The 13,383-nt window shown below is 73.5% G+C and carries 10 protein-coding genes; 3 read left to right on the plus strand and 7 right to left on the minus strand.

The features are described from left to right. Positions 1-2,085 carry a prolyl oligopeptidase family serine peptidase gene (locus FHX40_RS05425; protein WP_142258594.1) on the minus strand — a complete coding sequence of 695 codons (2,085 nt, stop codon included), beginning with the start codon at positions 2,083-2,085 and terminating at the stop codon, positions 1-3. A 380-nt stretch (positions 2,086-2,465) separates the two neighbouring features. On the opposite strand from FHX40_RS05425, the gene FHX40_RS05430 reads away from it, so the two are divergent. Together FHX40_RS05430 and FHX40_RS05435 are read left to right on the plus strand one after the other, a co-directional pair. Next, complete coding sequence (locus FHX40_RS05430) at positions 2,466-2,972, plus strand: HNH endonuclease (RefSeq protein ID WP_142258595.1); 507 nt, start codon at positions 2,466-2,468, stop codon at positions 2,970-2,972. Positions 2,973-3,008: 36 nt separating this feature from the next. Beyond that, a complete protein-coding gene (locus FHX40_RS05435) occupies positions 3,009-3,209 on the plus strand; it encodes an FmdB family zinc ribbon protein (RefSeq protein WP_142258596.1) in 201 nt (66 codons plus the stop codon). 210 nt (positions 3,210-3,419) lie between these two features. On the opposite strand, the gene FHX40_RS05440 is transcribed toward FHX40_RS05435, so the two are convergent. The 4 genes from FHX40_RS05440 to FHX40_RS05455 form a co-directional block, all read right to left on the minus strand. Continuing rightward, the gene (locus FHX40_RS05440; protein WP_142258597.1) at positions 3,420-4,400 is read right to left on the minus strand and encodes a serine hydrolase; all 981 of its coding nucleotides are present in this window, start codon (positions 4,398-4,400) and stop codon (positions 3,420-3,422) included. Positions 4,401-4,456: 56 nt separating this feature from the next. Next, a complete protein-coding gene (locus FHX40_RS05445; RefSeq protein WP_142258598.1) occupies positions 4,457-4,942 on the minus strand; it encodes a helix-turn-helix transcriptional regulator in 486 nt (161 codons plus the stop codon). 129 nt (positions 4,943-5,071) lie between these two features. Next, positions 5,072-6,922 carry a dihydroxy-acid dehydratase gene (ilvD, locus tag FHX40_RS05450; protein ID WP_142258599.1) on the minus strand — a complete coding sequence of 617 codons (1,851 nt, stop codon included), beginning with the start codon at positions 6,920-6,922 and terminating at the stop codon, positions 5,072-5,074. Between the two features lie 168 nt (positions 6,923-7,090). After that, positions 7,091-7,864 carry a nuclease-related domain-containing protein gene (locus FHX40_RS05455; RefSeq protein ID WP_229789096.1) on the minus strand — a complete coding sequence of 258 codons (774 nt, stop codon included), beginning with the start codon at positions 7,862-7,864 and terminating at the stop codon, positions 7,091-7,093. A gap of 241 nt (positions 7,865-8,105) precedes the next feature. On the opposite strand from FHX40_RS05455, the gene FHX40_RS05460 reads away from it, so the two are divergent. Continuing rightward, positions 8,106-9,542, plus strand: coding sequence for an amidase (locus FHX40_RS05460; protein WP_142258601.1), 1,437 nt, complete (start codon positions 8,106-8,108; stop codon positions 9,540-9,542). A gap of 15 nt (positions 9,543-9,557) precedes the next feature. Here the strand turns inward: FHX40_RS05460 and FHX40_RS05465 are convergent, their stop codons facing one another. Continuing rightward, entirely contained in the window at positions 9,558-10,568 is a 1,011-nt protein-coding gene (locus FHX40_RS05465) for a hypothetical protein (RefSeq protein ID WP_142258602.1), read from the minus strand. Positions 10,569-10,708: 140 nt separating this feature from the next. Next, complete coding sequence (gene pepN / locus FHX40_RS05470) at positions 10,709-13,276, minus strand: aminopeptidase N (RefSeq protein WP_142258603.1); 2,568 nt, start codon at positions 13,274-13,276, stop codon at positions 10,709-10,711. Positions 13,277-13,383 lie beyond the last annotated feature (107 nt).

The following is a 13,383-nucleotide window of genomic DNA, read 5'->3' on the forward strand; positions in this document are numbered from 1 at the left end:
CTACGCCTCCGGCCCGGCGGCCTCCTCGGCGGCGAGGCCGGTGTGCACGGCGAGGAACGCGAGCTGGTCGGCCGCGAGCTCGACGCTGCGGCTCACCGCCCGCGCCCCGTGCCCCACCTCGGTCTCGTTGCGCAGCAGGATCGGCCGGTCGGACGAGGTGGCGTGCTGCAGCGCCGCGCACATCTTGCGCGCGTGCAGCGGATCGACCCGGGTGTCGGAGTCGAACACGGTGAACAGCGTCGCCGGGTACGGCACGCCCTCCCGCACGTGGTGGTAGGGCGAGTAGGCGAGCAGCCAGCGGAACTGCTCGGGATCGTCGGCCGAGCCGTACTCCACGTTCCAGGTCGCGCCGAGGCCGAACCGCTCGTAGCGGATCATGTCGAGCAGCGGGGCCGAGCAGACCACCGCCGCGTACAGCTCCGGGCGCTGGGTGAGCGCGGCGCCGACGAGCAGCCCGCCGTTCGAGCCGCCGGAGATGCCGAGCCGGTCGGGCGTGGTCACCCCGGTGGCGATCAGGTGCTCGGCGGCGGCGTGCAGGTCGTCGAAGACGTTCTGCTTGTTGCCGAGCATGCCCGCCCGGTGCCACTCTTCGCCCTCCTCGCCGCCGCCCCGCAGCTGGGCGATGGCGTAGACGCCGCCCGCCTCGGCCCAGGCGAGGATCGACGCCGAGTACCCGGGCGCCATGGAGATGCCGAAGCCGCCGTAGCCGTACAGGATCGTCGGCCGCGGCCCCTCCCCGGGCCGGGAGATCACCAGCATGCGCACCTGCGTGCCGTCCTTCGACCGGTAGACGACCTGCTCGGTGCGCACGTCCGGCACCTCGACCGTGCCGGGGGCGGCCGCCCACAGCGTGGTCTCGCCGGTGCGGGCGTCGTACCGGTGCACCGCGGGCGGCGTGGTGTTGTCGGTGTAGACGAACCACGCCTCGTGGCCGCCCTCCGGGCGGGAGGCCAGGCCGCCGATCGTGCCGATGCCGGGCACCGTCACCTCGCCGGTGCGGGCGCCGGTGGCCAGGTCGTGCACGGTGATCTCGCCGATCGCGTGCCGGGTCCAGCCGACGAGCAGGGTGCCGGCCTCGTCGAGGATCGCGTACGAGGCGAGCACCGCCTCCGGGTCCTCGGGCACCAGATCCCGCCAGTGCTCGTAGGTGGGCGTGGCCGGGTCGGTCACGCAGATCCGGCCGCGCGGGGCGTCCCGGTCGGTGAACACGTACAGCCGCCCGTCGCGGCCGAAGTGCAGCCCGGTCTGCGCGTCGACCCCCTCCTGCACGGTGACCGGCTCCGGCGCCTCGGCCGGGGAGGCGGTCAGGTCGGCGATCCACAGGTCGTTGCGCGGCGCGGTGCCCTTGGACGCGGAGATCGTGAGCCAGCGGCCGTCCCGGGAGACCGACACCCCGTAGTACTCGGTCTTGTCCCGGCCCTCGCCGAAGACGAGCACGTCCTCGTCGGCCGGGGTGCCGACCCGGTGCAGGTAGACGCGGCGGTGGTACTGCCGCTCGTCCTCGGGCACGCGCTCCGGCGGCAGCCGCCGCACGTAGTAGAACGCCTCGCCGCCGGGCAGCCAGGCGATGGGGGAGTAGCGGCACCGGTCGATGGGGCCGTCCACCCGCTCGCCGGTCGCCACGTCCATGACGTACAGCCGGGACTCCTCGTCGCCGCCGACCGAGAGCTGGTAGGCGAGCAGCCGCCCCTCCTTGTCGGGCTGCCAGGCGTCGAGCGTGGTGAGGCCGCTCGGGTCGATCGCGACCGGGTCGATCAGCGGCCGCTCGGCGCCGTCCTCGACCACGTACAGCACCGCGTGCTCCTGGTCGGGGGTGCGGCGCATGAAGAAGTACCGGTCCCCGCGCCACACCGGCGGCCCGACCGTCCCCGACCGCATGAGCTCGGCCACGCGCTCGCGGAACCTCCGCCGGATCGGCAGGCCGGGTACGGCGGCGGCGAAGAGCTCCTCCTGCGCCTTGAGCCACTCCTTGGTGGCGGGGGAGTCGCGATCCTCCAGCCAGCGGTAGGGATCGGGCACCGGGGTGCCGTGCAGGACGTCCACCACGTCGTCGCGGTGGGCGGTCGGGTACTGCGGTCGTGTCATGCCCGTAACCCTAAGCGCACTCCGCCGATGCGGGGCCGCCCGCGCCGCCCACCGGGGGTACGGCGGTGCCGCCTGCGGGGCCCGGCGGCGGCCGGTCACGCATCGTGTCCACGTCGACGCGCGGGGCAGGCGTAAAGAATCCTCAGAGCGGGGATTATGCGTATCAGACGTCTCTCCCGCCATCCGCGGCCACGAGTTATGGGGTGGCGAGAGGGGACCGGAAAAGGCCACACTGGTTGAGGGCGGTGCCGTGGTGATCCGCTGGACCGTCCGGCGGAGGTCCGTGTGACGGAAGCGTCAGGGCCCGATGTCGGGCCGCAACAGGGGTCGTGCCGGGGCACGACCTCCGACGTGACGCGCTTAACTGGAAAGGCCCAGTGATGCGCCAGGTACTGCTGCTGAACGCTACGTACGAACCGTTAACCACCCTCTCGCTGCACCGGGCGGTCGTCCTGGTGCTGCGGGAGAAGGCGGAGGTCGTCCACCGGGACCGCCGGGGCGCCGTCCTGCGGTCGGCGAGCCGCACGCTGGAGGTCCCCTCGGTGATCCGGCTGCGGCGGTACGTCCGCATCCCGTACCGGTCCCGCATCCCGCTCACCCGGGCGGCCCTGATGCGCCGGGACGACTTCCGCTGCGCCTACTGCGGCCAGCGGGCCGAGACCATCGACCACGTCATCCCCCGATCCCGTGGCGGCACCCACACATGGGAGAACTGCGTCGCCTCCTGCATGTCGTGCAACCACCGTAAGGCCGACAAGCTCGTGGAGGAGCTGGGGTGGACGCTCCGCGTCTCCCCGGTGGTGCCACGCGGCGCTCACTGGCGGCTCATCGGCGCGCAGTACGACGGAGACCCGCAGTGGGCGCCCTACCTGGAATCGGCGGCTTGACCTTACCACAGGCGACGGCGGTCGTACTCTGGTGCCATGCCGCGTTACGACTACCGGTGCCGCGCCTGCGGCGTGACCTTCGAGCTGTCCCGTCCCATGGCCCAGTCGGACGACCCGGCGGTCTGCCCGGAGGGTCACGACGACACGGTGAAGCTCCTCCCCACCGTCGCCGTGACCGGAACGGCGGCCGCCCCCCGTCCGAGCGGGGGTTGCTGCGGCGGCGGCTGCTGCGGCTGAGGCGTGCGGCCGTCCGCCCGAGGTACGGCCGGCCTCCCGCCCGCGCCCGGCCCCGGGACGGCCCGGCAGCCCCGGCCCCGACCGGCGCCGCGCCGAACCGCACCGCCCTTTCCTCGGCGTCCGGTGTCCGGCGGAGCGGGACCTTCGTGATCCGATGACCGGGCCCGACCGGCGTGCCCCGGGCGCGTGGCCGCCGCGCCCGCGCGCGGGTCAGTCCCGGCGTACCTCGTCCATCACCAGTGTGGCGACGCGTTCCACCGTGGCCCGGCCCGTCGCGTGCCGCGGGTGGCGGTCGCTCAGCACCGCGATGAGGGTGTCGCGGCTGGGCGAGACGATCCTGCCCGCGCTCGTGACGGTCCACCGGTCGCGGTGGCGCAGCCTGCCGTTGCGCAGTGCCACCCGGTCCCGGGCCATCGTGGCCGCACCGATGCCGCCGTGCCGCCCCGGGGCGTCGACGGCGAGCAGGGCGGCGGCGAAGGCGCGGTTGCGGTCGTTCAGCGGGCCGCCCGGGGCGGTGAGCAGGTCGAGCACCCGCAGCTGGTCGGCGACGACGCTGCGCGTCTCCTTCCAGCGCAGGCCCGGCCCGGGCAGGGTGCGGTCGAGGCCGAACCGGCGGAGCGTGCGGGCCACGCCCACGCGGCCGCCGAGGGCGGCGTAGAGCCGCTCGGCCGCACGGTCGTCGCCGAGCCTGATCATCTTCGTGGCGAGGTCGCGCTCGGCGGGGGTCAGGCCGCGCGGCCGCCCCTGCGCGCGCAGCAACAGCACGAGCAGGATGTCGAGTTCCGCCACGTCGCCGAGCCGGTACGGCGTACGCTCCCGGTACTGGTAGCGCATGCCGGTGACCCGGTCGTACACCGCGACCGAGGTCCGGCCCGGGCGCCCGCGCAGGTAGCGGTCGAGCCGCGCGGTGAGGCGACGCCGCTGCTCGGCCGCGACGGGGGCGGCCGCGACCGAGAACGGGCCGTCCGCGGCGCCTGCCGGGGCCGAGCCGGTGGGCCGCGGCGCGCCGGACGGAGGACCGCTCGCCGTGCCGTCCGCGCCGCCGCCCGGCGCGGCCGGCGCCGGTGCCGTGGCGTCCGGCAGCGCGGCCGCGCCCCGGGCGTCGCCCCGCGGCTCGGCCGGGTCGCCCGGCGCGCAGGCCGACCCGGCGAGCGCCACGATCAACGCGAGAACTCCCCCCGAAATCCTCATGACCGGATTCTGCCTGGTCATGGGTGGTTTCCCCGGTATTCGGGGGTCGCGGCGTGTCAGGCGGCTTTGCGGCGCTGGAACGGCAGGAAGCGGCGGGCGAGGTGCGGGCGGGCCGGGATGTCGGTCGGCTCGACGGTGAGGATGCGGTCGAACCGGAAGGCGCGGATGGCGCGGCGCAGCCGGCACCAGCCCACCAGGTACCAGTGCTCGCGGTGGACCAGGCAGGTGACCGGCTCCACGTCGCGCACGGTCGGCCGTCCGGCGGCGTCGACGTAGCCGAGGCGGACCACCCGCCGGGTGGTGATCGCGTTGGCGATCACCCGGGCGCGGCCGGCCACGTCGGCGTCGAGCGGGGTGGTGAGGGTGGCGAGCGTGGTGGCGACCACCTCGTCGTCGATGTCGAGGTGCTCGAACACGTGCCGCAGCCCGCGGCGGGCGGTGACGGACTGCGGGCCGGCGCCCAGGTGGGCGAGGGAGAGGGCGAGGGCGGCGATCTCGGCGGCCGTCAGGGGTGCGGAGCCCTGGTTCGCGACGGTTCCCATGATCCGACGTTACCTCCCGCCACCGACATTTTCCCTCCCCTTTTCGATAGAGTGTTCGATCTGATCGGGCCGCGAGAAGGCCCGGGGCCCGGGCGAAGCGGTCGCCCGGGCCCCGGCAGGTCGTGATCGTCAGGCCTCGTGGGTACGGCCGAGCTGGGACAGGTCGCGCGAGGCGCCGGTGGACGCCGAGGTGGTGAGCGCGGCGTACGCCTGCAGCGCGGCGCTCACCGGGCGCTGCCGGTCACGCGGCCGGTACCCGTGCAGCGTGTCGAGCAGCTCCTTGCGCCGCCGGGCGAGCTCCTCCTCGGACACCCGCAGCTCGATCGACCGGTTCGGGATGTCGATGTCGATGACGTCCCCGTCGCGGACGAGCGCGATGATGCCGCCCTCGGCCGCCTCCGGGGAGATGTGGCCGATCGACAGGCCGCTCGTGCCGCCGGAGAACCGGCCGTCGGTGATGAGCGCGCAGACCTTGCCGAGCCCCTTCCCCTTGAGGAAGCTCGTCGGGTAGAGCATCTCCTGCATGCCGGGGCCGCCCTTGGGGCCCTCGTACCGGATCACCACGACGTCGCCGGGCTTCACCCGGTCGCCGAGGATGCCCTCGACCGCCTCCTCCTGGGACTCGAACACCACGGCCGGGCCGGAGAAGCGCCAGATCGACTCGTCGACGCCGGCGGTCTTCACCACCGCGCCGTCGCGGGCGAGATTGCCCCACAGCACCGCCAGGCCGCCGTCCCGGGTGTAGGCGTGCTCGATGTCGCGGATGCAGCCGTTTTCGCGGTCGAGGTCGAGGCTCTCCCAGCGGTTGCTCTGCGCGTACGCCTGCGTGGTGCGCGCCCCGCCGGGGGCGGCGTGCCACAGCTCGATCGCCTCGGGACGCACCTTCGGCGAGCGCGGGTCCCACTCGTCGATGTAGTCGCCGAGCGTGGGCGAGTGGACGGTGCGGGTGTGCCGGTGGATCAGCCCGGCGCGGTCGAGCTCGCCGAGGATCGCCGGGATGCCGCCGGCCCGGTGCACGTCCTCCACGTGGTACTTGGCGGTGGCGGGCGCGACCTTGCACAGGCACGGCACGCGCAGCGACAGCTCGTTGATCTCCTTGAGCCCGAAGTCGACGCGGGCCTCGCGGGCCGCGGCGAGCAGGTGGAGGATCGTGTTGGTCGAGCCGCCCATCGCCACGTCGAGGGCCATCGCGTTCTCGAACGCGTCCCGGGTGGCGATGGACAGCGGCAGCACCGACTCGTCGTCCTCCTCGTAGTACCGCCGGGCGAGCTCCATCACGGTACGGCCGGCCTTGCGGTACAGCTCCTTGCGCGCGGTGTGCGTGGCGAGCGTGGTGCCGTTGCCGGGCAGCGCGAGGCCGATCGCCTCGGTGAGGCAGTTCATCGAGTTGGCGGTGAACATGCCCGAGCACGAGCCGCACGTGGGGCAGGCGCTCTCCTCCATCCGGGCGAGCTCGTCGTCGGAGACCGCGTCGTCGGCGGAGGCGATCATCGGGTCGATGAGGTCGAGCTTGCGGCCCGGCACCTTGCCGGCCTCCATCGGGCCGCCGGAGACGAACACGGTCGGGATGTTGAGCCGCAGGGCGGCGAGCAGCATGCCCGGGGTGATCTTGTCGCAGTTCGAGATGCAGACCAGGGCGTCGGCGCGGTGGGCGTTCACCATGTACTCCACCGCGTCCGCGATGAGCTCGCGGCTGGGCAGGGAGTAGAGCATGCCGCCGTGGCCCATCGCGATGCCGTCGTCGACCGCGATCGTGTTGAACTCCCGGGGCACGCCGCCCGCCTCACGCACCGACTCGGCCACCACCGCCGCGACCTCGCGCAGGTGCACATGGCCGGGTACGAACTGGGTGAAGCTGTTGGCCACCGCGACGATCGGCTTGCCGAAGTCGCTGGCGGCCACACCGGTCGCCCGGAGCAGGGCCCGGGCGCCGGCCATGTTCCTGCCGTGGGTGACCGTACGGGACCTGAGGGCGGGCATGGCGGTTCTCCCATCCGAAGACGTGCGGGTCTTCAAATGGTAGGGCCATCCCGCGCCCGGCGCGGCACGCACCGCCGGGCCGTACGGCCGCGCGCGGTCCCGCGCCGGCAGGCGCGCAGGCCGTACCCGGGCGGCACCAGGGCCGCGGGCGGCGCGGCCCAGGGCGGCTCAGTCCTCCGGGTAGCGCGCGGGCAGCACGCTCGCGCCGATCTCGTAGATCTCCTCGATCTCGGCGTCGGTGAGCGCCCGCTCCCGCCGGGTGATCCACTTGCGCACGCGGCTGCCGTCGAACACGTCCACGCCGCGCACGTTCAGGATCTTCCACGGGATCCGCGGGCCGTAGATCGCGAGCGACGGCACCACGTGAATCTCGCGGCCCAGGGCCTCGCTGATCAGCCTGCTCGCCTCGCTCGCCTCCATCCGGGCCTCGTCGAGACGTTCCTTCATGTTGAACGGCCCGTGGAAGAGCTTGCGATGCGACTGCACCCGGACCGGGAGCCGCTTGTCCCACTTCTCCGAGTCCACCGCGTAGACACCGGTCGGCCCGATCACGAGATGGTCGATCTGGGCGTCGGTGCCGGGGATCGCGCGGGCGTGCAGCGAGCGGTAGCCGTTGCGCTCGAGCTTGCGGAGCTGCGCCTCGGTGTGGCGCTCGGCCACGGACGGGCGGCGCCAGGCGGGCACCGAGGAGACGAGCTGGGCCTGGTAGACGGTGTCGGCGATCGCGGCGATGATCGCGGCGGTGACCCCAAGCCTCCAGTCGATGAGCAGCACGCCCACGCCCACGCCGACGAGCACGGAGATGATCACGCGTCGTCGCAGGTGCCGGTACCGCGGGTCCTGGATGAGATCACGCAGCGAGACCCGCGTGACCGGGGCATACGTCGACTCCGCCTCCCGGGGATGTTCCCGGACACGCTCCCCGGAAGGGCGATCACTCACCCAAATCGGTGACGTACCGTTACCGTTGTCTGGTTCGAGCCCGGAATCCACGTCACTCACGGTAGCCGAGACTCCAGGTCATGGATAGTGTTACCTAGTTCATACTTTTGTTGCCGCGTGCCGCCGCGTGCCCCGCGCGCGGGACGGGTACGTACACATTTCCCCTCGCCCGGTCCACGGTCGTCCCCAGCGCGAGCGCCGCACTGGGCAAAGTCCCGTCATCCGCCTACCGTTCGGAGACGTGACGGAGATACATGATCTTACCGCCCTGCAGCAGGCGGCGGCGGTACGCGACAGGGAACTGTCCCCGGTGGAGATCGTCGACCACTACCTCGCGCGCATCGAACGGCTCGACGCGCAGGTCGGCGCCTACGCCACGGTCACCGCCGAGCTCGCCCGCGAGCAGGCGCGGCAGGCCGAGCAGGCGATCATGTCGGGCACGGCGGCCGGTCCCGACGGCGAGCTGCCCCCGCTGTACGGCGTGCCCATCCCGATCAAGGACCTCAACCTCGTCAAGGGCGTGCCCACGCTCTTCGGCTCGGCCGTCTACGAGGGCTTCGTCGCCCCGGTCGACGACGGCGTGGTGGAGCGGCTGCGCGCGGCCGGCACGATCATGCTCGGCAAGACGAACGCCCCCGAGTTCGGCCTGCCCTGCTACACCGAGACCGACGTCGCCCCGCCCGCCCGCACCCCGTGGGACCCGTCCCGCTCGGCCGGCGGCTCCAGCGGCGGGGCCGCGGCCGCGGTCGCCGCCGGGCTCGCCCCGGCCGCGCACGCCAGCGACGGCGCGGGCTCGATCCGCATCCCCTCCTCGGTGTGCGGCCTGTTCGGCATCAAGCCGTCCCGGGGCCGGATCAGCACCGGCCCGATCGTCCCGGACCTGGCGGGCCTGTCCACCAGCGGGCCGATCGCCCGCGACGTCGCGGACGCCGCGGCCCTGCTCGACGCGATGGCGCACAACGCGCCCGGCGACCTCTCCTACGCGCCGCCGCCCGAGATGCCGTTCGCCGAGTACGCCCGGCGCGACCCGGGCCGGCTGCGGATCGGCCGCACCGCCGAGCCGGTGGTGCCCGGCGTGGAGATCCACCCCGAGGTGATGGCGGCCTACGAGGCGGCCGCCAGACTGCTGGAGTCGCTCGGGCACGAGGTGGTCGACGTGCCCCGGGTCTACGACGGGGGGATCCTCGCCGACTTCGAGACCCTCTACTACGCGTACGCCACCGTGCACCCGGTCGACCCGGCGATGGAGGGCAAGCTGCGCCCGCTCACCGCCTGGCTGCGCGAGCGCGGCCGCGCCGTGTCCGCGCCCGAGCTGCTGCGCGCGATGTCCTCGCTGCAGTTCGCGGCCCGCGCCGGGCTCGCCGCCACGGCGGAGTACGACGCGCTGCTCATGCCGACGCTCAGCATGCCGCCGGTGCCGGTGGGCTGGTTCGAGGAGTGCGACGACCCGGCCGAGACGTTCCGGCGCATGGAGCGCTTCACCCCGTTCGCCGCGCTGTGCAACGTCAGCGGGCAGCCCGCGGTGAACCTCCCGCTGCACTGGACGCCCGGCAACCTGCCGATCGGCGTGATGCTCGCCGGCCGGTACGGCGAGGAGGGCCTGCTGATCTCGCTCTCCGCGCAGATCGAGCGGGCCGTCGGCGGCTTCTGGGGGGAGCGCCGCCCCGCCGTCTGGTGACGGCCCGCGCGGTGGTCACGCGCCGCCCCGGTACGCCGCGCGGCCGTCCCCGTCCCGGGTGGCGGCGAGCAGGCCGACCAGGTGCGCGGCGGTGTCGGCGAGCAGCGTCGACGGCGTGATCGGCGCACCGGCGACCGCCGAGAACAGGCTCGGCAGGCCGGGCAGCGGGTAGCCGTCGTCGTCGAGCGCGCCGCGGGCGATGTCGTGCCGGGCGAGGCGGGCCCGGCTGCGCTCCCACGCCTCGAGCACCTCCGCGCGGGACGGCACCCCGAAGCCGTGCCCGACGGGCGCGGCGTGGCGCAGCCGTACCAGCGGGCTCTCGGCGAAGCCGCGGGCCACCCGGCAGCGGGCGGCGAGGTCCTCGCGCGCCTTCGGGTCGATCCAGTCCATCGCGGTGCACGGGGTACGGCACCGGGCCACGCAGACCGCGAGCGCCCCGGCCACCTGGCTGTGCTGCCGGTCGAGGTACGCCTGCCAGCCGGAGGGCGGCTCCACCGCGACCCGGAGCGTGCGCTCGGCCGCGGACCTGGCCGCCTTGGTGTGCGCGCAGTCGGCGGCGTCGAGCACCCCGAACCGGCTGCCCGGCGCGCGCAGCCCGGCCGGCCAGCGTACCGGGTCGCCGGCGTGGCCGAGCACGGTCTCGAACGCGAGCAGCGGCAGGTACTCGGCGGCGATGTGCAGCGCCGCGGTGACCGGGCTCAGCTCGTGCCGGTCCCAGCGCACCCGGATCACCTCGAGCAGCAGCCCGAACGCCGGGCGCAGCGAGTCGAGCGCCCCGCGCGGCCGCTCCCGCGCGGTCTGCGGCATGTGGCAGGCGTGCGCCCGGCGGCGCAGCTCCGCGGGCACGTACCGTTCGTCGTCGCCGTTGGCGAAGTCCTCGGCGTCGAGGGTGAGCAGCCGCTGGCCGAACTCGCACACCGCCACCACCCGCCGCGCGTCGGCCAGCGCGCGCGGCGCGAGCGCGCCCACGTCGCCGAACGCGTACCGCCGGGCGAGTTCGATGAGCAGGTCGAGGGGGGATCGCACGAGGCTCTCCAGTTGTGCGTGCCGTGCCGGTGCCGTCGTGGATCACCCGGGCGGGCTCCGGCGGATACCGGGCGGGGAGCCGGGGCGGCGGATCCGGCGGGATCCGGGCCGGCCGCCCCGCTCACGTGGTCACCGGGCCGTCAGGCCGCGGCGGCGTCCTTCGCCCGGGCGCGCAGGGCGCGGCGGATGCCGTCGGCGCCCTCCAGCAGCAGCCGGCGCAGCGCGTGCGGCGGCTCGGCCTCGGCGAGGTACCGCTGGGTCTCCTCGATCGTCTCCGCCCGGATCTGGAACACCGGGTAGCAGCCCACCGCGAAGTTCTGCGCCATGTCGGTGGTCCACTCCCGCCAGACGCGGCCGACCTCGGCGAAGAACCGCTCGCCGTACGGCGCGAGCAGCTCGGGGTGGTGCGGGTCGTTGAAGCCGAGGATCGTCGACCGCAGCACCGCGCCGCTCAGCCCGCCGTCGACGATCGTCGCCCAGGCCGCCTCCTTCGCCTCCGGCGTGGGGATCGCCGCCCGGCACATCGCGGCCGACCGCTCGCCGGTCGCGGTCCGGTCCCGCTCCAGCTCGGCGGCGATGTCGGCCTCGCCGAGCACCCCGCCGCTCACCAGCGCGTGGGTGAGCGTCCACCGCAGGTCGGCGTCGACCGCCAGCCCCTCCGGTACGGCGGTGCCGTCGAGGATGCCGCGCAGGAACGCCAGGTCCTGCGCGCGCACCGCGACCCCGGCGAACGCGTTCACATAGGCGAGCTGGAAGTCCGAGCCCGGCTCGGCCTCGGCGATGAGCTCGCGCAGCCGGTCGGCGAGGATCGCCAGCCCCTCGGCCCGCCACGCCGGGTCGGCGTACTGCTGCACCGCCTGCCGCGCCTGCCGCAGCACGGTCTGCAGCACGGTGAGGTCGGTCACCGAGTGGATGCCGCGCACCACGAGCCGCACGTAGTCGCGGGTGGCCATCTCCGCGTCCCGGGTCATGTCCCAGGCCGCCGACCAGCACAGCGCGCGCGGCAGCGACTCGTCGAACCTCGCGATGCCGCCGTCCACGATCGTGCGCAGCGAGCGCTCGTCGAGCCGGATCTTCGCGTAGGTGAGGTCGTCGTCGTTGATCAGCACCAGGTCGGGCCGAGCCTCGCCGACGAGCTCGGGCACGGCGGTGCGGGAGCCGGAGACGTCGAGCTCGACCCGCTTGGTCCGGGTGAGCACGCCGTCCCGCTCGGTGTAGAGGCCGATCGCGATCCGGTGGGTGCGCAGCGTCGGGTAGTCGGCCGGCGCCTCCTGCAGCACCTCGAAGCTCGCGAAGCGGCCGGACTCGTCGAGGGTGAACGACGGCCGCAGCGTGTTCACCCAGGAGGTCTCCAGCCACTCCTTCGACCAGGACGACAGGTCCCGGCCGGAGGTGCGCTCCAGCGCCGACAGCAGGTCCTTCAGCTCGGTGTTGCCCCAGGCGTGCTGGGTGAAGTAGTCGCGCACGCCCGCCAGGAAGTTGTCGAGGCCGACGTAGGCCACGAGCTGCTTGAGCACCGAGGCGCCCTTGGCGTACGTGATGCCGTCGAAGTTGACCTCGACCGCCTGGATGTCCGGGATGTCCGCGGCGATCGGGTGGGTGGAGGGCAGCTGGTCCTGCCGGTACGCCCACGCCTTCTCCACGTTGGCGAACGTGGTCCAGGCGCCCTTGCCCCACCGGGTCGCCTCGGCCTGGCAGAGCACCGACATGTAGGTGGCGAACGACTCGTTCAGCCACAGGTCGTCCCACCAGCGCATGGTGACGAGGTTGCCGAACCACATGTGCGCCATCTCGTGGAGGATGGTCTCGGCCCGGCGCTCCACCATCGCGTCGGTGACCCGGGAGCGGAAGATGTAGTCCTCCAGGAAGGTGACCGCCCCGGCGTTCTCCATCGCGCCCGACTTGAACTCGGGCACGAACAGCTGGTCGTACTTGCCGAACGGGTACCGCAGCCCGAAGACCCGGTGGAAGAAGTCGAAGCCCTGCCGGGTCACCTCGAAGATGTTCTCGGCGTCGAGGTACTCGGCGAGCGAGGCCCGGCAGTAGATGCCGAGCGGGATGCCGTCGTGCTCGGACCGCACCACGTGGTACGGCCCGGCGATCAGCGCCGTGATGTAGGTGGACATCACCGGGGTGGGCGCGAACTTCCACCGCCTGGCCCGCTGCAGCACGCCGTGCCGGTGGCGCTCCTCCGGCAGCTCCTCCACCGACTCGGGCACGGTGTTCGACACCACCTCCCAGTCGGCGGGGGCGATCACGATGAACTCGAACGTCGACTTCAGGTCGGGCTGGTCGAAACAGGCGTACATGCGGTGCGCGTCCGCCGTCTCGAACTGGCTGTGCAGGTAGACCCGCTGGTCCACGGGGTCCATGAAGCGGTGCAGCCCTTCACCGGTGCGCATGTAGGTGCAGTCGGCGTCGACGCGCAACTCGTTCGTCGCCGCAAGGTCCGGCAGGGGGATGCGCCCGGCGACCGGGTCGTACGTGGCCGGGTCGAGTTCGCGCCCGTTCAACGTGATGCTGCGCACGCGGGCGCCGGCGAGGTCGATGAAGGTCTCGGCCCCGGGCTCGGCACAGTCGAACCGGACCGTGGTGACGCTCTCGAAACGGTCCTCGCCCTCGGTGAGATCGAGTTCCACCGTGTAGGACCGGACCGTCAGCAGCCGGGCTCGTTCCCGGGCCTCGTCACGGGTCAGATTGCCTGCCACATCGGCTCCTCATCGCTGTGCCCCGCTGCCGCCTCGCAGGGGGTCTTCCGAATCCTGCCATGCCCGGGAGGGACGTTCCCTTCGGGAATACCCTCGTTCCAACCGTG

It is taken from the genome of Thermopolyspora flexuosa (assembly GCF_006716785.1).
Taxonomy (GTDB): Bacteria; Actinomycetota; Actinomycetes; order Streptosporangiales; family Streptosporangiaceae; genus Thermopolyspora; species Thermopolyspora flexuosa.

Coding starts and splice junctions, on each gene's coding strand:
- FHX40_RS05440 (WP_142258597.1), bottom strand. CDS start 4,400: ATGAGGATTTCGGGGGGAGTTCTCGCGTTGATCGTGGCGCTCGCCGGG.
- FHX40_RS05430 (WP_142258595.1), top strand. CDS start 2,466: ATGCGCCAGGTACTGCTGCTGAACGCTACGTACGAACCGTTAACCACC.
- FHX40_RS05445 (WP_142258598.1), bottom strand. CDS start 4,942: ATGGGAACCGTCGCGAACCAGGGCTCCGCACCCCTGACGGCCGCCGAG.
- ilvD (WP_142258599.1), bottom strand. CDS start 6,922: ATGCCCGCCCTCAGGTCCCGTACGGTCACCCACGGCAGGAACATGGCC.
- FHX40_RS05425 (WP_142258594.1), bottom strand. CDS start 2,085: ATGACACGACCGCAGTACCCGACCGCCCACCGCGACGACGTGGTGGAC.
- FHX40_RS05435 (WP_142258596.1), top strand. CDS start 3,009: ATGCCGCGTTACGACTACCGGTGCCGCGCCTGCGGCGTGACCTTCGAG.